This is a genomic window from Corynebacterium fournieri (assembly GCF_030408775.1).
In the GTDB taxonomy this organism is placed as follows: domain Bacteria; phylum Actinomycetota; class Actinomycetes; order Mycobacteriales; family Mycobacteriaceae; genus Corynebacterium; species Corynebacterium fournieri.
On the sequence record NZ_CP047210.1, the window covers coordinates 1,862,758 to 1,881,474 of the forward strand.

Genomic DNA, 18,717 nt, shown 5'->3' on the forward strand with positions numbered 1-18,717 from the left:
CATCCTATCCCTGGCGGCGCGCCTGCTTCTCAAGCGCTTTGGCCTGCTTCTTCGCCACCAGCTCCGGCGGGTCGTCGGACGTGATCACCATGCCAGCCACAAGGCCGCCGAGTGCGCCGAACAGGTGGGCCTGCCAGCTCACGCCCTCCGTGCCCGGCAGCAGGCCGAAAATCAGTCCGGAGTAGAAGAATCCGAGGATCACGCCGGTAATGATCTGGCTGAGCGAGCGGTTGAAAAAGCCGCGGATGATCAGGTAGGCCAGCCAGCCGTAGACCAGCCCGGACGCGCCGATGTGGTTCGTGCCCACGCCACCCAAAAGCCAGGTGCCCAGGCCGCCGATGATGACCACGAACGCGGTCACCTCCCAAAACACGCGCTTGCCGGAGTAGCCCACCAGGAACGCGAAAATTGCGCCGGGGATCGAGTTGGAGATTATGTGCTCCAGGTTCGCGTGCAACAGCGGCGAGGTGAAGATAAACGGCAGCGAGGACACGTCCAGCGGGTGGATGCCAAACGCCTGCAACCACGGAAAGATCAACTCGAGCAGGAACACCACCCAGATCACTGCGAGGAAGCCGCCGGCAAAACGCAAGCCCGTTTGGCGCTGCGCCTTTCGTTTCGGCACGCGCTGGGTTCCGGGGGTTTGGTTGTATTGGGGCTGGCCGTACTGGCCCTGCTGCTGCGGGGTCGCGTACGGGTTGTGCGGCCGCGCGGGCTCGCTAAACGCCGGCTGCTGCCGCTCCGGGTGCGAGAACGGTCGCTGGAACGGCTTGCCGTAACCCGGCTGCCCAGTCTCGCCGTAGCCCCAGCCCTGCGGGGTGTGATTGTGGTTGCTCATCGTGGTTGGAGTCTAGCGGGTTCGCCGCATCCGGGCCGGGCTGCGGCGCAGCGGTGCTGCGCCTCTCTTTGCGCCAAACCCTGAGCAAGGGACCCAGAGCACGGTCCGAAACAGGGCATACTCTGGGTTCCTTGCTCAGGGTTTGTTGTGGAGTCTGCAGTGCTGAGTCGTGGAGTCCGCGGTGACCTACCGAAGGTCGTCGTCAGGCTGCGGGCGAACCAGCTAGCCCATCAACGCTTCGAGCAGAGAGTCCTGGCAGAACGCCAACCAGTCAATCAGGCGCTGGCGGTCCTCGCGCGCGGCCTCGCTGCCAGAATCGTCCGCGGAGGCGTACAGGCGCATGTCGTTGAGGGCTGCGATGAACTGGTGGGCCTCGTCCTCCTCGATGGTCACCTCCACCCCGCCGGTGGGGCCGAGCGCTGCGTTGACCACCTGGAGGTTGATCAGCTTGGACTTGATGATGTCGTTTTCGTGCAGGCTGCGTAACAGCCCGTTGTCCCCGTCGAACTCCTCGTCGCCCTCACGCTCGAAATCCGGCAGCAAGCGGGCCAGACGCGGGTCCTCCGGAGCCTCGGTGTGGCCGGTAGCCACCCCAAGCATCTCCGCGAACTCGTCCTTCGGCGCGGACTGGGCCCGCGCGATGAGCGCCTCCGACACAGTGGCCGTGAGGTCGCCGATGACCTCCCGCTCCATCGGGTCGAACACGGTGCTGTACTTCGGCGTCGAGCGCATCAGGCCCTTCTTCTTGCGCCACGGCTGCATGCGCTTGCCCCCTACCCTGCCTGCTGCATCGTGGCCCACAGGCCGGCGGTGTGCAGCTTTTTCACGTCGGTTTCCACCTTGTCCTTCTCGCCGGAGGAGACTACGGCCCTGCCCTCGGTGTGCACCTGCATCATCAGCTCGGTGGCACGCTTGCGGTCGTAGCCCAACACGGTCTGGAACACGTAGGTGACGTAGCTCATCAGATTCACCGGGTCGTCCCACACGATGCACAGCCACGGCAGGTTCTCGCTCGTAGCCACTTCGACGTCGACGGCCTCGTCCAACTCTGGGGTTGCCAGCGGCGAGCCCATGCGCCCAGCGCGAGCGACCGCAGGAAAATCGGCTGAGGAAAACATGTGCACCACCTTACCTTCTTGTCCCAGGAGGGTACGCTGTCTCACCATGAACGAAGCACCCACCCACTCCACCGGTACGCAGGGTTCCACCGCGTTTTTCACGGACATGTACGAGCTGACCATGCTCGACGCCGCCATCAAGGACGGCACCGCGCAGCGCGAGTGCATCTTCGAGGTGTTCGGCCGCCGCATGCCAAATGAGCGCCGCTACGGCGTGGTCGCCGGTACCGAGCGGGTGCTCGACGCCATCACCAAGTTTCGCTTCACCCAGGACCAGCTGGATTCCGCGGACTTCCTTTCGCCGGAGGCGCGCGAGTACCTGGAAAACTACAAGTTCTCAGGGCAGGTCGACGGCTACCGCGAGGGTGAGCTGTACTTCCCGTACTCGCCGATCATGACGGTGCGCGGCACGTTCGCCGAGTGCGTGATCTTGGAGACGGTCATCCTGTCCATCCTCAACTCGGACTCCGCCATCGCCTCGGCGGCCTCGCGCATGGTCTCCGCCGCCGACGGCCGGCCGATCATCGAAATGGGTTCGCGCCGCACCAACGAGCAGGCCGCCGTCTCCGCCGCGCGCGCCACCTACATCGCCGGGTTCAACGCGACCTCCAACATGGAGGCCTCTTTGCGCTACGGCATCCCAGCCTCCGGAACTTCCGCGCACTCGTGGACGCTGCTGCACGTGGACGCGGACGGCAAGCCGGACGAGAAGGCCGCATTCAAAGGCCAGATCGACGCCCTCGGGGTGGACACCACGCTGCTGGTGGACACCTTCGACATCACCAAGGGCGTGGAAAACGCCCTCGAGGTCGCCGGCACCGAGTTGGGCGCGGTACGCATCGACTCGGGCGATTTGGGCATCGTCTCCCGCCGCGTGCGCAAGCAGCTGGACGAGGCCGGGGCGTTTAACACCCGCATCATCGTCTCCTCCGATCTGGACGAGTTCGCCATCGCGGGTCTGCGCGGCGACCCGGTGGACGGCTTCGGTGTGGGCACCTCCGTGGTCACCGGCTCCGGCGCTCCCACCGCTGGTCTGGTGTACAAGCTGGTGGAGGTGGAGGGCCACCCGGTAGCAAAGCGCTCCTCCGGCAAGGTCACCTACGGCGGCGGCAAGTCTGCGCTGCGCGCCTACCGCTCCTCCGGTGTTGCCGTAGGCGAGGTGATCCACCCGCTGGGCATGGAGGTGCCCCACAAGACGAACCTGGAGTACCGCGAGATGACGGTGCCGCTGATCCGCGACGGCGAGCTTGTGGACGGCCAGCCCACTATCGAGGACATCCGCGAGCTGCACGCAGCTGCCCGCCGCACCCTGCCGTGGGAGGGCCTGGCCCTGTCCCGCGGCGAAGTGGCCATCCCGACGAAGTTCGTCGGCTTCCCCGAACCCACCGAGTAGGTGGAGCAGTTCGTGGCTGAAGACGAACCGTTGAGCCAGTCCACCACCGACCTGCTCGCCGCTGCCGTCGAGTCCCTCGGCGGCGCGCGCCGCGCGGGGCAGGTGAAGATGGCAGAGGCTGTAACCAAGGCGCTGGATTCGCAGCGCCACCTCGCAGTCCAGGCAGGCACCGGCACCGGTAAGTCGCTCGCTTACCTGGTCCCGGCGATCCGCTACGCGCAGGCGAACGAGACCACCGTGGTCGTCTCCACGGCAACGATTGCGCTGCAGCGCCAGCTCGTGGACAGGGATCTGCCGCGTCTTGCGGATGCGCTCGAGCCGCTTCTGCCGCAGCGCCCCACCTTCGCCATTCAGAAGGGCCGCAACAATTACGTCTGCCTGCACAAGCTCTCGCTTGACGACGCCCCTTCGGACTCCCTCATCGAGGAAGAAGACCTGTCCTGGTTGGGCAAGCACGTCAAGCGCGTGGCCGAGTGGGCGCAAGACACTGAGACGGGCGACCGTGACGACCTCGTGCCGGGCGTGCCGGACATGGCCTGGCGCCAGGTGTCCGTGACCTCGAACGAGTGCCTGGGGGCGTCACGCTGCCCGCACGGCGAGGAGTGCTTCGCCGAGCTCGCCCGCGAGCGCACAAAGGACGTCGACATCGTGGTGACCAACCATGCGCTGCTGGCCATCGACGCGCTGGCGGACGTGGCGGTGCTTCCAGAGCACGACGCCGTGATCATCGACGAGGCGCACGAGCTCGACGGGCGGATCACCTCCGTGGCCACTTCCGAGATCTCCGCCCGCGCGCTGACCATGGCCGCGCGCCGCGCTGGCAAGCTGGGCACCTCGCGGGAGACGCTGGAAGGCGTCATCGACGACTTCACCGCCGCGATCGACCTCGAGGCCCCCGGGCGCTGGGAAGTCATCTCCGATCCTGCCCGCGGCGCTTTCGCCGCGCTTCGCGACGCACTGTGGAAGACCCGCACCGGCATCTCCGACGCCCCTGCGGGCGAATCCGAGAATGACCCGGAGAAGTTCGCCGAGCGCACGAACCTGCGCAACCACTTAGAAGACCTCCACGACGCTGTGGTGCGCATCCTGGAAGTCTTCGACGAGCCGGACCCGGCCAAGCACTCTGACGTGGTGTGGCTGACCCGCTCGGAGCGCTCCGGCGACTCCGTATCTGTCGCACCGCTTTCCATCGCCGGACTGCTGCACGAGCGGTTGTTCGGCGAACAGACGGTGGTGCTCACCTCCGCGACACTGTCTGTCGGCGGCAACTTCGACGCCATGGCGGCCTCCTGGGGCCTGCCCAAGGGCAGCTGGGACGCCCTCGACGCCGGCACTCCCTTCGACCCCGCCAAGTCCGGCATCCTCTACACCGCGCGCCACCTGCCCAACCCGGGCCGCGACGGGCTGTCCTCGGAAACCTTGGACGAGATAGCGGAGCTGATCACCGCCGCCGGCGGGCGCACTCTCGGGTTGTTTTCTTCGCGCCGCGCCGCAGAGCAGGCCGCGGAAGCGATGCGTGCGCGCCTGCCCTTCGACATCCTGCTCCAGGGCGAAGACTCCACTGGCGCGCTCGTGGACACGTTCGCCAAAAACGAGAACTCCTGCCTGTTTGGCACGCTGACGCTGTGGCAGGGCGTGGACGTGCCGGGCAGCGCCTGCTCGCTGGTGATCATCGACCGCATCCCGTTTCCCCGCCCCGACGACCCGCTGTTGCAGGCGCGCTCCAACGCCGCGGACGCCGCCGGCCGCTCCGGCTTCATGGAGGTCTCCGCCACCCACGCCTCGTTGCTCATGGCGCAAGGGGCCGGTCGCCTGCTGCGCTCCGTCAACGACCGCGGCGTGGTCGCCGTCCTGGACAACCGGCTGGTAACCAAGCGCTACGGCTCCTACATCCGCCGGAGCCTGCCGGCGTTTTGGGACACCACGGATCCGGATGTGGTGCGCGGGGCGCTCCGGAGGCTCGTCGCTAAGCGATAGCTACCGCGGTTATCGAGCCGGGCGCGACCTCCGTGAAACCGGCGTCGCGCACCGGCACGGCCCCGGGACGTGCCGCGATCTCGGCAAACTGCTCACGAGGCAGCTCGCGCACGTTGAGCGGGAAGCCGGCATCCGCCCACTGCCGCACCCAAGCGGTATCGCGCGCGGCGGCGAGCAGCATGGACGCATGTCCGACCTGGGCGGCGGCCTTGCCCGCGGACATCTGCAGGGAGGCGTCCAGGGCGACCAGCGGCGCCGCCGCATCCAACGGCAGCTCCTCACCCGGCTCGAGCTCTGTGCCCTTGATCTGCAGCTTGGCTATCTCGTGCGGCACATCCGCCACCGCCGAGGGCACAAAGGCCCGCACACTGCCGATGGTCACCCCGGGAAGCGCCTGCACGTCCTCCCACGCCTTGTTTCGGGCGCGGCGGGCCACTTTGCGGATGCGGTGCGAGTACCAGTTGTCCAACCCCGCGCGCCAGAAGCCCTCCTGCCCCGCCCGCGGGTCCAAGCACACCGCCACGGCGGCGCGGGCGGCGTCGTTGAGCACGGCGTTGCGGCTCGGGGGATCCTGTTTGGGCAGGTTGATGGCTATCTGCATCGCCTGGACTGTCGACGGGTCCTCCGGATCCTCCGCGCGGGACTTGTAGTCGCCCGAGACGCGCTGCTGGAGCAGCTGGTGGGCCGAGGTGAAGTACTGGTCGGTCATTGTGGCAAGGGTACTCCCCGACAAAAGAAACCCCCGCCGGAGCGGGGGTTTGTTCTCAGGAGGCGAAACGCCAGCGACTACTTCGCGTCGCGGTGGCCGGTGTGTGCCTCGCGGCGCAGGGTCTCCACCATGTGCGGGTAGTGCAGCTCGAACGCCGGACGCTCAGAGCGGATACGCGGCAGCGCGGTGAAGTTGTGGCGCGGCGGCGGGCAGGAGGTTGCCCACTCCAGGGAGTTGCCGTAGCCCCACGGATCGTCGACGGTGACGATCTCGCCGTAGCGCCAGGACTTGAACACGTTCCAGATGAACGGCAGGAAGCCGATGCCCAGGATGAACGCACCAACCGTGGAGACCTGGTTGAGCAGCGTGAAGCCGTCGGTGTCCAGGTAGTCGGCGTAGCGGCGCGGCATGCCCATGTTGCCCAGCCAGTGCTGGACCAGGAAGGTCATGTTGAAGCCGATCACGGTGAACCAGAAGTGGATCTTGCCCAGCTTCTCGTCCAGCATGCGGCCTGTCATCTTCGGGAACCAGTAGTACACGCCAGCGGTGGAGGCGAACACGACCGTACCGAACAGGGTGTAGTGGAAGTGAGCGACCACGAAGTAGGAGTCGTGCAGCTGGAAGTCCAGCGGCGGGGAGGCCAGCATGATGCCGGTCAGGCCGCCGAAGAGGAAGGTGAACAGGAAGCCGGTGGCCCACAGCATCGGGGTTTCGAAGGTGAGGTGGCCGTTCCACATGGTGCCCAGCCAGTTGAAGAACTTCACGCCGGTCGGCACCGCGATGAGGAAGGTCATGAAGGAGAAGAACGGCAGCAGGATCGCGCCGGTGGCGAACATGTGGTGAGCCCACACAGCCATGGACAGGCCCGCAATAGCCAGGGTTGCGAACACCAGGCCGATGTAGCCGAAGATCGGCTTACGGGAGAACACCGGGACGATCTCGGAGATCACACCGAAGAACGGCAGCGCCAGCACGTACACCTCGGGGTGGCCGAAGAACCAGAACAGGTGCTGCCACAGGATGGTGCCGCCGTTGGCGGTGTCGTAGATGTGGCCGCCCAGCAGGCGGTCGTAGAGCACACCCATCGCCGCTGCGGTCAGCAGCGGGAAGATCATCAGGGCGATGATGGAGGTGACGAAGATGGTCCACGTGAACACCGGCAGACGGAACATGGTCATGCCCGGCGCACGCATCGTCAGCACGGTGGTGAGCATGTTCACTGCGGAAGCGATGGTGCCCACACCGGTAGCGCCCACGCCGACAACCCAGAGGTTGGCGGAGACGGACGGGGTGTGCACCGCGTCAGCCAGCGGCATGTACATGGTCCAACCGAAGTCGGCCGCGCCACCCGGGGTGATAAAGCCGAGCAGCATGGCGACCACGCCGACGGTGGTGACCCAGAAGCCGAACGCGTTCAGACGCGGGAAGGCCACGTCCGGAGCGCCGATCTGGAGCGGGAGCACGTAGTTGGCGAAACCCCAGACGATCGGGGTACCGAACGCCAGCAGCATCACGGTGCCGTGCATGGTGAACAGCTGGTTGAACTGCTCGTTGGACAGGAACTGCAGGCCCGGGCTGAACAGCTCGGCGCGGATGAGCAGTGCCATCAAACCGGCCACGAAGAACCAGATGAAGGACATGATGATGTACATGATGCCCAGTTCTTTGTGGTCGGTGGTGGTGAGTTGCTTGTAAATCTTCGAACCCTTACGGGCGTTGCCCGTGGGCTCGGGGCGTGTCGGCGGGACGTAATTGTCCAGCCGCGGTGCCACAGCGGTCATCTGATCCTCCTGACTACAGCAACTGCACCTTCCCCAGCAGAGGCTGGATTGGGCACAGTTGCCACGAGTGATACCGGATCAGCATAACGTTCCACACACCGTTTTTCCAGCCTCCCGCAATGCTGCCCCCGTGCGGGGTCACCGCCGGCGCGGCCCACCCAACCCTGTCACCAATGTGACGCGAGTGTGCAGCTGTGGCGGCGCGAAAAATCCCCGGCCCGCAACACACGGGCCGGGGATGGTGTCCACCGGAGGGACGTCGGCAAGCAAATGCCTAGAAGTCCCAGTCCTCGTCCTGCGTGTCTTCCGCGCGGCCGATGACGTAAGAGGAACCGGAGCCGGAGAAGAAGTCGTGGTTCTCGTCGGCGTTCGGCGACAGGGAGGCCAAAATCGCAGGCGAGACCTTCGTCTCGTCCACCGGGAACAGCCCCTCGTAGCCGAGGTTGTTCAGCGCCTTGTTGGCGTTGTAGCGCAGGAAACGCTTGACATCCTCGGTCCAGCCGAGCGGATCGTAGATGTCCTCGGTGTACTGGTTTTCGTTCTCGTACAGGTCGTAGAGCAGCTCGAAGGCGTAGTCCTTCAGCTCCTCCTTGCGCTCCTCGCTCTCGCCGCGCAGCGCCACCTGGTACTTGTAGCCGATGTAGTAGCCATGCACCGCCTCGTCGCGGATGATCAAGCGGATGATGTCGGCCGTGTTGGTCAGCTTCGAGTGCACCGACCAGTTCAGCGGCAGGTAGAAGCCCGAGTAGAACAGGAAGGACTCCAGCATCACGGAGGCGATCTTGCGCTTGAGCGGGTCGTCGCCCTCGTAGTAGCTGAGAATGATCTTCGCCTTGCGCTGCAAGTACTCGTTTTCCTCCGACCAGCGGAACGCCTCGTTGATCGCGGGGGTGTCCGCCAACGTCATGAAGATGTTGGAGTAAGACTTCGCGTGCACAGACTCCATGAACGCGATGTTGGTCAGCACCGCCTCCTCGTGCAGCGAGGTCGCGTCCGGCAGCAGCGACACCGCGCCAACGGTGCCCTGGATCGTGTCCAGCAGCGTCAAACCGGTGAACACGCGCATGGTGGCCTGCTTTTCAGCATCGGTGAGAGTGTTCCAGCTCGGGATGTCGTTGGACACCGGGATCTTCTCCGGCAACCAGAAGTTGCCGGTCAGGCGATCCCACACCTCAAGGTCCTTGTCATCCGGGACGCTATTCCAGTTGATAGCTTTCACCGGCTTTTCGTGGGACGCAAGGTAACGCGCGTAATCGTCAGTCATGGCGACCATCCTACTTCCGTATCAAGACTCGCGGGCCGTGCGCCCGCCGGTGCCCTCCCACGATTGCCCTCCCACGATTGCCCTCCCACGATTTCCTGGCCCCGCACGCCCATGGCATAAACTACTCGTACTACCAAGAACTGCCGCCCAAGATAAGGAGGTTGTGCCGTGGCTGCGAGCGGTCATAGGTCTTCTTCTGAACCCCTGCTTTCTTCCATCCTGGACACCCTCGGCGAGGAAATTGTCTCCGGAGCGCAGGCGGAGGGCAACACGTTTACGTTGCACGATCTCTCCGAGAGGTTCGGCATCTCCCGCACCGTCGCACGCGAGGCGATGCGCGCGCTGGAGCAGCTCGGCCTGGTGTCCTCCTCGCGCCGCGTTGGCCTGAAGGTGCTGCCGCAAAGCGAGTGGAACGTCTTCGACCACTCCGTAATCTCCTGGCGCCTGCGCAGCGAGGAGCAACGCCCCGCGCAGCTGGCGTCGTTGCGTGAGCTTCGCGACGCGATCGAGCCCGGCGCCGCCCGCCTCGCCGCCATGAACGCCTCGCGCGAGCAATCGCGCCGCCTGTCCGAACTAGCCCAGCGCATTGTGGAGCTAGCCGGGCAAGACGCCGGCAACTCCGAGGCCTTCCAGGAGGCGGACCTGGAGTTCCACGCCCTGATGATCGAGGCCTCCGACAACGAGATGTTCATCGCGCTGACGCAGCCGATCCTGGACATCATGAGCGGCCGCTCCATCTACGGCATCATGCCGGACGACCCGCACGTGGACACCATGAAAATCCACCTGGATCTGGCCCAAGCCATCGCGGACGGCGAGGCAGACGCGGCAGAAGATGCTTCCCGGCGACTCCTCCGGGGAGTCAACGACTTCATGGAGATGTAAATAAAAGAAAGGGATCCGACCCCGCGGTCGGATCCCTTTCTATATGCGCCCGGGCAGCGCCCTCGGCGCTCGGCGCTGGTTTAGAGCATGCAGGAGACGCAGCCGTCGACCTCGGTGCCTTCCAGCGCCATCTGGCGCAGACGGATGTAGTACAAGGTCTTAATGCCCTTGCGCCACGCGTAAATCTGCGCGCGGTTGATGTCGCGCGTAGTCACCGTGTCCTTGAAGAACAGGGTCAACGACAAGCCCTGGTCCACGTACTTCGTGGCTTCGGCGTACGTGTCGATGATCTTTTCGTAGCCGATCTCGTACGCGTCCTTGAAGTAGTCGAGGTTCTCGTTGTCCATGTGCGGCGCCGGGTAGTAGACGCGGCCGATCTTGCCTTCCTTGCGGATCTCGATCTTGGAGGCGATCGGGTGGATCGAGGACGTGGAGTTGTTGATGTAGGAGATCGAGCCGGTCGGCGGCACGGCCTGCAGGTAGCGGTTGTAGATGCCGTCGCGCGCGACGTCCTCCTTGAGCTGCGCCCACTCCTGCGCCGTCGGCACGGCGATGTCGGACTTGGCAAACAGTTCCTTGACCCTGTCGGTCTTCGGCTCGAAGTCCGCCGGGTCGTAGCGGTCGAAGAACTCGCCGGTGGCGTACTCGGACTTGGCAAAGTCCGCGAAGGCCTGGCCTTTTTCCACCGCGATCTTGTGGGAGGCGCGGATGCACTGGTACATCACGGCTGCGAAGTAGGCGTTGGTGAAGTCCAGGCCTTCCTCCGAGCCGTACTCGATGTGCTCGCGGCCGAGGTAGCCGTGCAGGTTCATCTGGCCCAGGCCGATGGCGTGGGAGGCGTTGTTGCCGTCGCGCACCGGCGGCACGGACTCGATGGAGGTCTTGTCCGCCACTGCGGTCAGCGCGCGGATGGCGGATTCCACAGTCTTGGCAAAGTTGTCCGAGTCCATCGCCATCGCGATGTTGAGCGAGCCCAGGTTGCAGGAGATGTCGTGGCCGGTCTCCGCGTAGGTCAGGTCGTCGTTCAGCACGGACGGCGAGTTGACCTGCAGGATCTCGGAGCACAGGTTGGACATGTTGATCCGGCCGGTCTTCACCGGGTTCGCACGGTTCGCGGTGTCCTCGAACATGATGTACGGGTAGCCGGACTCGAACTGGATTTCCGCGAGCGTCTGGAAGAAGGAGCGCGCGTTGATCTTGGACTTGCGGATGCGCGGGTCCTCCACCATCTCCTCGTACTTCTCGGTCACGGAGATGTCCGCGAACGGCACGCCGTAGACGCGCTCCACGTCGTACGGGGAGAACAGGTACATGTCGTCGTTGCGCTTGGCCAGCTCGAAGGTGATGTCCGGGATGACCACGCCGAGCGAGAGGGTCTTGATGCGCACCTTCTCGTCGGCGTTTTCGCGCTTGGTGTCCAAAAAGCGCATGATGTCCGGGTGGTGGGCGTTGAGGTAGACCGCACCTGCGCCCTGGCGCGCACCGAGCTGGTTGGCGTAGGAGAAGGAGTCCTCCAAAAGCTTCATCACGGGGATGACGCCGGACGACTGGTTTTCGATGTGCTTAATCGGCGCGCCAGCTTCGCGGATGTTGCTCAGCAACAGCGCCACGCCGCCGCCGCGCTTGGACAGCTGCAGCGAGGAGTTGATCGCGCGGCCGATGGACTCCATGTTGTCTTCGATGCGCAGCAGGAAGCACGAGACGAGCTCGCCGCGCTGTGCCTTGCCGGCGTTGAGGAAGGTCGGGGTGGCCGGCTGGAAACGGCCGGTCATGATCTCGTCGACAAGTGCGAAGGCGAGCTCCTCGTTGCCGTCGGCGAGGAACAGTGCGGTCATGGACACGCGGTCTTCGAAGCGCTCGAGGTAGCGGCGCCCGTCGAACGTCTTCAGCGTGTAGGAGGTGTAGTACTTGTACGCGCCGAGGAAGGACTTGAAGCGGAACTTGTAGGAGTACGCGCGCTTGAACGTGTCCTTAATAAAGGACCAGTCGTACTTTTCAATGGTCTCCGGCTCGTAGTACTTGTTGCTGACCAGGTAGTCGATCTTCTCTTCCAGGTCGTGGAAGTAGACCGTGTTCTGGTTGACGTGCTGGAGGAAGAACTGGTTCGCGGCCTCGCGGTCCTTGTCAAACTGGATCCGGCCGCTTTCGTCGTACAGGTTCAGCAGCGCGTTGAGCGCGTGGTAATCCAGCTGGTCGTGCTCGTTGACCGGCTCCGGGACATTCTTACCGACAGTCTGGGTAGTCACATCGCGTCCTTCATTTTGTTCTTGAATATTTACCGGCGTACTTTGCGCGCAATCTTGCCAGCCGCTCGGATTCGTCCGGAGCTTCTCGCCTATCGACGACCTCCGGTCCCCCACGCAGCCCCAACCTTCCAGCATGCTGGATGAGTTGGCCACGCACGTGCGCGACATCCTCGGCCAAGCCCATGAGCTCGAACCGGTACAAATACGGGACCTTACACTTGTCGGCGATAACCTTCCCGGCAAGGCAATAATCGGCGCCGAAGTTGGAGTTTCCGGCGGCGATCACACCCCGGATCAGGCTCCGGTTGCCCTCGTTGTTGAGGAAACGGATGACCTGGCCCGGCACGGGCCGCGAGTTGGCGCCGCTCACGCTCGCTCCCCCGCCGTATGTGGGGCAGATGAGCACATAAGGCTCGTCGACAATCAGTTCCGGGTCGGCCCTGCGCAAGGGGATGCGCTGGGACGGGAGGCCGAGCTTCTCTACAAACCGCTTCGTGTTTTCCGTCGCGGAAGAGAAGTAGACCACCAGCATGGCCGCCGCCTTTCTTCGTGCTGAGTTTTCTGTTGTGTAGCCCCCGCGGTCCATCCCGCCCGCCAGAACCAAATCCAGCTACCAGGATCCAGCTATTCGCCTTATTTTGGGCCGTTAGCTGGGTCGTACTAGCTGGATCCGCGGGGGTGAGTGGGCACGCGGGAGGCGGGGGCCGGGAAGTTACGCCGCAGCGACGAGGCCCTTGATACGGTCCGGGCGGAAGCCGGACCAGTGCTCGCCGTTCGCCTCGACGACCGGAGCCTGGACGTAGCCGAGGGCCATCACGTAGTCGCGGGCCTCCTCGTCCATGGAGATGTCGACCGTGGTGAACTCGAGGCCAGCCTTGGTCAGGGCCTTCTCGGTGGCCTTGCACTGCATGCAGGCCGGCTTGCTGTAAACGGTGATCGACATAGTTCCAGGCTCTTTCTCTGCGGGTCTTAGACAGGGATTCAACGGGCTTTTTCGTTCTTCCCGGGCTCCCCCGGGGCAACACCAAGAGACACTATACCTTGGGGGAAAGTTCGGCAACTGCTACTACATGTAGTAGTTACACGGGTGGTATTCCCAGGATAGGGTCAGGAAATCACCCACATGTAGTTAAAAGATGAACGCACCCGTGCTGCCAAGCGTGTAATTTTGCGAAAAAAGTTTTTCGCCGGAGGTTCGTCGCAAAGCAAAAAGCCCCGCCACCACTCGGGTGACGGGGCAGGATTCGCGCTTAGCCCTGACGAGCCTTGAAACGGGGATCCTTCTTGTTGATCACGTAAACCTTGCCGTTGCGGCGCACAACCTGGGCGCCCGGCTTGTTCTTCAGCGACCGAAGCGACTTGCGGACCTTCATCGGGCGCTCCTTTCTGCTCGGATTACCTGCAATTAGCGACCATCGGCGAGCTGCCGAGTCGCAACACGGGGGTAAATGTTACACACCGGACGCGCTGAATCAAAACCTCCTACCATGAGCGCCATGCAGTCAGAGATCATCGCCACCCTCGGCGTGGCACCGACCATCGACCCTGCCACCGAGATCACCCGGCGCGTGCAGTTCCTGGTGGACTACCTGGACGCCACCGGCGCGAAGGGGTACGTACTCGGCATTTCCGGCGGGCAGGACTCCACGCTCGCCGGGCGTCTGGCGCAGCTGGCGGTGGAGAAGCGCCGGGCGGACGGTGCGGAAGCGACCTTCGTTGCGGTGCGACTGCCGCACGGCGTGCAGGCCGACGAGGACGACGCGCAGCTGGCGCTCAAGTTCATCCAGCCCGACGAGACGGTCACAGTGGACATCGAGCCAGCCACCACTGCGATGGCGGGTGCTGTGGCGGGCGCGCTGGGAGCGGACAGCCTCGGCGACTTCAACAAGGGCAACGTCAAGGCGCGCATGCGCATGATCGCCCAGTACGCCATCGCCGGCGAGCGCGGCCTGCTGGTGGTGGGCTCGGACCATGCGGCGGAGAACGTCACCGGGTTTTTCACCAAACACGGCGACGGCGCCGCAGACCTTATCCCGCTGGCCGGGTTGAACAAGCGCCAGGGCGCGGCGCTTTTGGCCCACCTCGACGCCGAACCCCGCCTGTGGGAGAAGGTCCCGACCGCGGACCTGGAAGAAGACCGCCCCGCGCTTCCCGACGAAGAGGCGCTCGGCATCACCTACGCCCACATCGACGACTACCTGGAGGGCAAGCAGGTTCCCGCCGAGGCCGCCGAGCGCCTCGAGCACCTGTGGCGTATCGGCCAGCACAAGCGCCACCTGCCGCCGGGTCCGAACGACACCTGGTGGCGCTAGCCCACCACGCGCAGGGTCTCCTCCGCCGCACGCACGAGCGCCGAGCCGTAGGACGGGCCGTGCGTCCACGCGTGCACCGCCAGCGGGTGCAACTGGTGCACCGCGATGCGTCGCTGCCAGTCGCTGCCCAACACTCCCCCGGCATCCACATACCCGTCCACGATCGCGCTGAAGTGAGGCGCGCCGAACAGCTCCAGCATGGCGATATCGGTCAGCGGGTGCCCGCCGTGCGCGGCCGGGTCGATAAACCGCGGCCCGTCCGCGCCGAACAGCAGGTTGCCCGCCCACAGGTCACCGTGAATGCGGGCGAGCGGGGCGTCGGCGTCTTCTTCGAGCAGCGCATCGCATGCTTGCTTGACGACGTCCATCCCGCCGCCCCCTACATTCCCTGCCCGAAGCGCTTTCTCCGCAAAAGGCAGCACTCGCTGCTCCACGTAGAACTTGGCCCAGCGCCCGGTTGGCTCGCACGCCTGCTGGCGGGTGCCGATGAAGTTGGGGCCGTCCCACCCGTCCGCGGGCGCCCCGAACGCAACCGCCCCCATGGCGTGGATGGCGGCCAGCTCACGGCCGGCCTGACGGGCGGCGTCCACGGTCGGGCGAACGGGATCCACTTTCTCAATGGTCAGCGTGTTCGCGTCCTCATCCAGCTCCAGCACCTCCACCACCGCGGTGGAGCCCTCGCGCAGCCAGCGCAGATACGCCGCCTCCGCGGCTGCGGCCCCCGGCGCGCTGCCGTGCTTCACAAACGTGTCAGACATCGATGCCCTCCAATCGCAGCAAGAAACGTTTTGCCTCTGTCCCGCCACGGTAACCGCCAAGTTGGCCGTCGCTGCGCAGCACCCGGTGGCACGGGATGAACAACGGCAGCGGGTTGGTGGCGCACGCGCTGCCCACCGCGCGCACCGCCTTGGGGTTGCCCACCGCGCGGGCGAGTTCCGCGTAGGACGTGGTCTCCCCGTACGGGACTTTCGCCAGCTCCCGCAGCACCGCAGCCCGAAACTCAGTCACGTTCTGCAGGTCGAGCGGCACGGTGAACTCCCGGCGTGTGCGGGCGAAGTACTCGGTAAGCTCTTGGGTGGCTACGGGGTGGTCCGAAGGTTCGTCGATAGGCAGCTGCTCCCCCTCGAAGCACACGCGGGTGAGGCCGCGCTCACTGGCGACGAAGCGCAACAGCCCGATCGGTGACGCAAACATGCAGTTCAGCGTAGCTCCCGGCCGATGAGATCGCGCTACACTCCTAGCCATGCACCGGAAACTCACCACCGTCCTCGCCTGCGCCGCGGCTCTTACCTTGGCCTCCTGCGGCAACTCATCCGACATCATCGCTGGCACCAGCCCCGCTATCGCCTCCGCAGTGTGCGACGGCGACGACGGGTGCGAATCCGACATGCGCCAGCTCAGCCACAAGCTCGATGCGTCCGACGACGCCGACGGCGACGGCATCATCAACCGCGAGGAGCTCGACGCCGCCCTCAAGCGTTTAGACAAGGAAGCCGAGGAAAAGGAGGCCGCCGCCTCGTCGTCCTCCGCGGCGGCCGCGTCCTCCTCCGCCGCAGCAGCGTCGAAATCCGCGGAAGCCGAGCGCAAAGCGGCCGAACGTGAGGCTGCCGAGCGAAAGGCAGCGGAACGTGAAGCAGCAGAACGAGAAGCGGCCGAGCGAAAGGCAGCCGAACGCGAGGCAGCGGAGCGCGAGGCAGCGGAGCGCGAAGCAGCCGAACGCGAGGCCGCGAACCAACAACAGCAAGCACCCGAACCCGCGCCCCAGCAGCAGGCACCGGCGCAGCCCGCTCCGGCGCAATCCGGCCCGCCGGCCATGGAGTGGGCCACCCTCGGCCCCTACGGGAGCCTGTTCACGTGCGAGCAAGCGCGCGACGTGTGGCCCGTTGATTCACACGCCTGCTACACCGGCGCTGACGGCAACGCATACTTCGAAGGCATGCGCCAGGCCGCTCAGTAGCGCCGCCCCGCAACGCAAAAACTGCCCGGCCGAACAGCCGGGCATCGTCGGGATCAGCCCGTCCGACTATCGGCGCATTGCGAAGCGGCGCACTCTCACGGAGACCAGCCCGTGGCCATCAGCAACGCAGGGCAGCCCCGAATCAAAAGGCCCCCTCACGACAGGAGTGCCGTGATGCCGTCGGAGAGAATCTCGCGTGGGCTTATGTGGTGCGTCGCGTGGAGCCGCGCATAGGTAGGAGCTTGGTCAGGGTCAATGGCGACGCGCTTCTCGTCAGATGCCATGGGTGCGGTCAGCGAGGCACCAATCACCAGGTTGGACAAACGGTAGGCAGTTCCCAGCGGATCCGGGGTACCCGCTTGTTCGAGCAGGACGCACATCCGCTCGGAAAGGGCCAGGTACGCCGGGCCCCTGGGAGCGCGCATACCGATGACCTGACCGGCCCACCGGTGGGTCGTGAGGTGCGCGAAGAAGGCGTGCATCAGGTCAGGCAGGTCGGCGCTGCGGATCGACTCGGACATCACGGGATCGTCTGCAAGCGCTGTGTCGAGGGCGAGGTCAAACAGATCGTCGACGGATTCGACGCGGGAGTACAGGCTGGCTGGAGCGACACCCACCTGTTGCGCCACAGATCGCAGGGTGAGGGCCCTCAACCCGCCTTCGTCCAGCAGCTTCACCGATGCCCTCGCAACCTCCCCGATGTCCACTGCGCGGAGGCGTCGTACAGGTTTGCGGTGTTCCCAGTAGCTCACCCCACCAACCTAACCAAACACGCTTCAGTTAGCTATCCATTCTATGTTAGGTTTAGCACATGCTGGATGCCACCACCCTCCCGATCACCTTTGAGAACACTCGCCTACGGCCCCTCTCTGAGCTGGATGCAGACGCGTATGCAGCCGGCACCAAGGATGAAGCTGTGCGGCGCTTCGGCCACCTACCCGAGTCCGAATACACCCCAGAGTCCGTGCGACGGATGATCCGTGACGAGGTTGCTAAGGGTCTGTCATCCGGCACGCTGGCAGTCCTCGCACTTGTCGATGCCGAGACGGACCGGTTTGTGGGCTCCTTGGTGCTCTTCGACGTCAGCTCCGAGGCTGCCGAGGTCGGGTTCTGGATTCATCCGGATGCGCGGGGAGCAGGGCACGCTCGTCGGGGCCTGGAGTTGGCATCACGCTTCGCATGCAACAGTGGACTGCGAACCTTGACAGCACGCACGCTCCTGGAGAACAAGGCCTCCCAGCGGTGCTTGACCAACGCAGGGTTCCGTGAGGTCGAGCGAGCTGTCGGGACCACGCCCGCAGGACAGCAGGAGGAGTTGTTCCATTACCGGCGCTATCTCGTACCCACCGCCCAGTGACCGTTGGTGACGGAGCGACTCCATCTCCGTCCGCATAACGCCGACGATGCCGAATGGCTTCACGAGCTGTACTCGCAACCCGACTTTGCCCGCTACCTGTTGGACGAGCCATGGACCGCGGAAGTCACCCACGACAAGCTCACCGAACGCCTAGCGAAGACTGACATCGATGGCGAGACTGGTGCGCTTGCGCTGGTCATCGAGCATGACGGCGTCCCGATCGGAGACGTCGCCCTCTGGCTCACCGATCACGAGCACCGTCAAGGCGAGATTGGGTGGGTTCTCGACCCGGCGCACGATGGGCAAGGTTTCGCCAGCGAAGCCGTCCGAGCAGTACTCGCCCTCGGGTTTGACCACTACCGGCTCCACCGCGTCACCGCGCAGATGGATGCCCGAAACAACGCCTCGGCAGCACTGGCTCGTCGTGTCGGGCTCCGGCTCGAAGCGCATCACGTCCAGGACTGGTTCAGCAAGGGCGAATGGACCGACACCCTCATCTTCGCGCGACTTGCCTCCGAGCACATCCGCCAATGATCGGGAGTCTGACTTTCATGCTCCCTGTACGGCCCACGTCACCGCAGAAACAAAACTGCCCCGCCATCAGGCGGGGCAGTTTCGATTTTCTCGTCTTACGTGGAGCTAACGGGATTCGAACCCGTGACCCCCACACTGCCAGTGTGGTGCGCTACCAACTGCGCCATAGCCCCATGAATATGTAGTTGTGGAGTGGAGCTAACGGGATTCGAACCCGTGACCCCCACACTGCCAGTGTGGTGCGCTACCAACTGCGCCATAGCCCCTTGGATAACTCACGTAAATATACAGCCGGGCACGCGGGCCTCCAAATCCCCAGCGGGAAAGAGAAACCGCCCCACCCCGG

General features: G+C 64.8%; 19 protein-coding genes, 2 tRNA genes and 1 pseudogene. 7 read left to right on the forward strand and 15 right to left on the reverse strand.

Annotated elements, in window-relative coordinates; genetic code table 11:
* Positions 1-4 precede the first annotated feature (4 nt).
* The 3 genes from CFOUR_RS08980 to clpS all read right to left on the reverse strand — a co-directional run bounded on the left by CFOUR_RS08980 (position 5) and on the right by clpS (position 1,911).
* On the reverse strand, positions 5-625 hold the full coding sequence (locus CFOUR_RS08980) for a rhomboid family intramembrane serine protease (protein WP_230471872.1): 621 nt from the start codon (positions 623-625) through the stop codon (positions 5-7).
* Between the two features lie 435 nt (positions 626-1,060).
* Positions 1,061-1,600, reverse strand: coding sequence for a DUF2017 domain-containing protein (locus CFOUR_RS08985; RefSeq protein ID WP_085956755.1), 540 nt, complete (start codon positions 1,598-1,600; stop codon positions 1,061-1,063).
* An 11-nt stretch (positions 1,601-1,611) separates the two neighbouring features.
* Entirely contained in the window at positions 1,612-1,911 is a 300-nt protein-coding gene (gene clpS / locus CFOUR_RS08990; RefSeq protein ID WP_085958333.1) for an ATP-dependent Clp protease adapter ClpS, read from the reverse strand.
* 91 nt (positions 1,912-2,002) lie between these two features.
* Between clpS and CFOUR_RS08995 the strand changes: the two genes are divergently transcribed.
* Positions 2,003-3,349, forward strand: coding sequence for a nicotinate phosphoribosyltransferase (locus CFOUR_RS08995; RefSeq protein WP_085956756.1), 1,347 nt, complete (start codon positions 2,003-2,005; stop codon positions 3,347-3,349).
* Between the two features lie 12 nt (positions 3,350-3,361).
* A complete protein-coding gene (locus CFOUR_RS09000; protein ID WP_179154769.1) occupies positions 3,362-5,326 on the forward strand; it encodes an ATP-dependent DNA helicase in 1,965 nt (654 codons plus the stop codon).
* On the opposite strand, the gene CFOUR_RS09005 is transcribed toward CFOUR_RS09000, so the two are convergent.
* The 3 genes from CFOUR_RS09005 to nrdF form a co-directional block, all read right to left on the reverse strand.
* On the reverse strand, positions 5,316-6,035 hold the full coding sequence (locus CFOUR_RS09005; RefSeq protein ID WP_085956758.1) for a peptidyl-tRNA hydrolase: 720 nt from the start codon (positions 6,033-6,035) through the stop codon (positions 5,316-5,318). The genes CFOUR_RS09000 and CFOUR_RS09005 overlap by 11 nt on opposite strands.
* A gap of 77 nt (positions 6,036-6,112) precedes the next feature.
* The gene (gene ctaD / locus CFOUR_RS09010) at positions 6,113-7,816 is read right to left on the reverse strand and encodes an aa3-type cytochrome oxidase subunit I (RefSeq protein ID WP_085956759.1); all 1,704 of its coding nucleotides are present in this window, start codon (positions 7,814-7,816) and stop codon (positions 6,113-6,115) included.
* A 274-nt stretch (positions 7,817-8,090) separates the two neighbouring features.
* Positions 8,091-9,080, reverse strand: a complete 990-nt coding sequence (nrdF, locus tag CFOUR_RS09015) for a class 1b ribonucleoside-diphosphate reductase subunit beta (protein ID WP_085958334.1) — start codon at positions 9,078-9,080, stop codon at positions 8,091-8,093.
* 168 nt (positions 9,081-9,248) lie between these two features.
* On the opposite strand from nrdF, the gene CFOUR_RS09020 reads away from it, so the two are divergent.
* On the forward strand, positions 9,249-9,965 hold the full coding sequence (locus CFOUR_RS09020; protein ID WP_085956760.1) for a FadR/GntR family transcriptional regulator: 717 nt from the start codon (positions 9,249-9,251) through the stop codon (positions 9,963-9,965).
* An 80-nt stretch (positions 9,966-10,045) separates the two neighbouring features.
* Here the strand turns inward: CFOUR_RS09020 and nrdE are convergent, their stop codons facing one another.
* The 4 genes and pseudogenes from nrdE to ykgO all read right to left on the reverse strand — a co-directional run bounded on the left by nrdE (position 10,046) and on the right by ykgO (position 13,584).
* Positions 10,046-12,211, reverse strand: a complete 2,166-nt coding sequence (gene nrdE, locus CFOUR_RS09025; RefSeq protein WP_085956761.1) for a class 1b ribonucleoside-diphosphate reductase subunit alpha — start codon at positions 12,209-12,211, stop codon at positions 10,046-10,048.
* Between the two features lie 103 nt (positions 12,212-12,314).
* Positions 12,315-12,743: pseudogene (gene nrdI, locus CFOUR_RS09030) on the reverse strand (class Ib ribonucleoside-diphosphate reductase assembly flavoprotein NrdI); the annotation flags it as partial.
* Positions 12,744-12,923: 180 nt separating this feature from the next.
* Complete coding sequence (nrdH, locus tag CFOUR_RS09035) at positions 12,924-13,154, reverse strand: glutaredoxin-like protein NrdH (RefSeq protein ID WP_085956763.1); 231 nt, start codon at positions 13,152-13,154, stop codon at positions 12,924-12,926.
* A gap of 307 nt (positions 13,155-13,461) precedes the next feature.
* On the reverse strand, positions 13,462-13,584 hold the full coding sequence (ykgO, locus tag CFOUR_RS09040; RefSeq protein WP_038612879.1) for a type B 50S ribosomal protein L36: 123 nt from the start codon (positions 13,582-13,584) through the stop codon (positions 13,462-13,464).
* A 114-nt stretch (positions 13,585-13,698) separates the two neighbouring features.
* On the opposite strand from ykgO, the gene nadE reads away from it, so the two are divergent.
* On the forward strand, positions 13,699-14,523 hold the full coding sequence (nadE, locus tag CFOUR_RS09045) for an NAD(+) synthase (RefSeq protein ID WP_101706344.1): 825 nt from the start codon (positions 13,699-13,701) through the stop codon (positions 14,521-14,523).
* Here nadE and CFOUR_RS09050 read toward each other — a convergent pair.
* Together CFOUR_RS09050 and CFOUR_RS09055 are read right to left on the reverse strand one after the other, a co-directional pair.
* Positions 14,520-15,281, reverse strand: coding sequence for a fructosamine kinase family protein (locus tag CFOUR_RS09050; protein ID WP_290179233.1), 762 nt, complete (start codon positions 15,279-15,281; stop codon positions 14,520-14,522). The two genes, nadE and CFOUR_RS09050, sit on opposite strands and share 4 nt — an antisense overlap.
* Positions 15,274-15,717, reverse strand: coding sequence for a methylated-DNA--[protein]-cysteine S-methyltransferase (locus tag CFOUR_RS09055; RefSeq protein ID WP_085956765.1), 444 nt, complete (start codon positions 15,715-15,717; stop codon positions 15,274-15,276). The genes CFOUR_RS09050 and CFOUR_RS09055 overlap by 8 nt, the downstream gene beginning before the upstream one ends.
* A 49-nt stretch (positions 15,718-15,766) precedes the next feature.
* On the opposite strand from CFOUR_RS09055, the gene CFOUR_RS09060 reads away from it, so the two are divergent.
* Positions 15,767-16,480, forward strand: coding sequence for a hypothetical protein (locus CFOUR_RS09060; RefSeq protein WP_085956766.1), 714 nt, complete (start codon positions 15,767-15,769; stop codon positions 16,478-16,480).
* A 155-nt stretch (positions 16,481-16,635) separates the two neighbouring features.
* Here the strand turns inward: CFOUR_RS09060 and CFOUR_RS09065 are convergent, their stop codons facing one another.
* Positions 16,636-17,157, reverse strand: coding sequence for a TetR/AcrR family transcriptional regulator (locus CFOUR_RS09065; RefSeq protein ID WP_085958335.1), 522 nt, complete (start codon positions 17,155-17,157; stop codon positions 16,636-16,638).
* 134 nt (positions 17,158-17,291) lie between these two features.
* On the opposite strand from CFOUR_RS09065, the gene CFOUR_RS09070 reads away from it, so the two are divergent.
* Both CFOUR_RS09070 and CFOUR_RS09075 read left to right on the forward strand, forming a co-directional pair.
* Complete coding sequence (locus CFOUR_RS09070; protein ID WP_230471737.1) at positions 17,292-17,837, forward strand: GNAT family N-acetyltransferase; 546 nt, start codon at positions 17,292-17,294, stop codon at positions 17,835-17,837.
* Between the two features lie 6 nt (positions 17,838-17,843).
* Complete coding sequence (locus tag CFOUR_RS09075; protein ID WP_230471738.1) at positions 17,844-18,371, forward strand: GNAT family N-acetyltransferase; 528 nt, start codon at positions 17,844-17,846, stop codon at positions 18,369-18,371.
* A 100-nt stretch (positions 18,372-18,471) separates the two neighbouring features.
* Here the strand turns inward: CFOUR_RS09075 and CFOUR_RS09080 are convergent.
* Both CFOUR_RS09080 and CFOUR_RS09085 read right to left on the reverse strand, forming a co-directional pair.
* A tRNA-Ala gene (locus tag CFOUR_RS09080) sits at positions 18,472-18,544 on the reverse strand.
* A gap of 20 nt (positions 18,545-18,564) precedes the next feature.
* Positions 18,565-18,637, reverse strand: a tRNA-Ala gene (locus tag CFOUR_RS09085).
* Positions 18,638-18,717 lie beyond the last annotated feature (80 nt).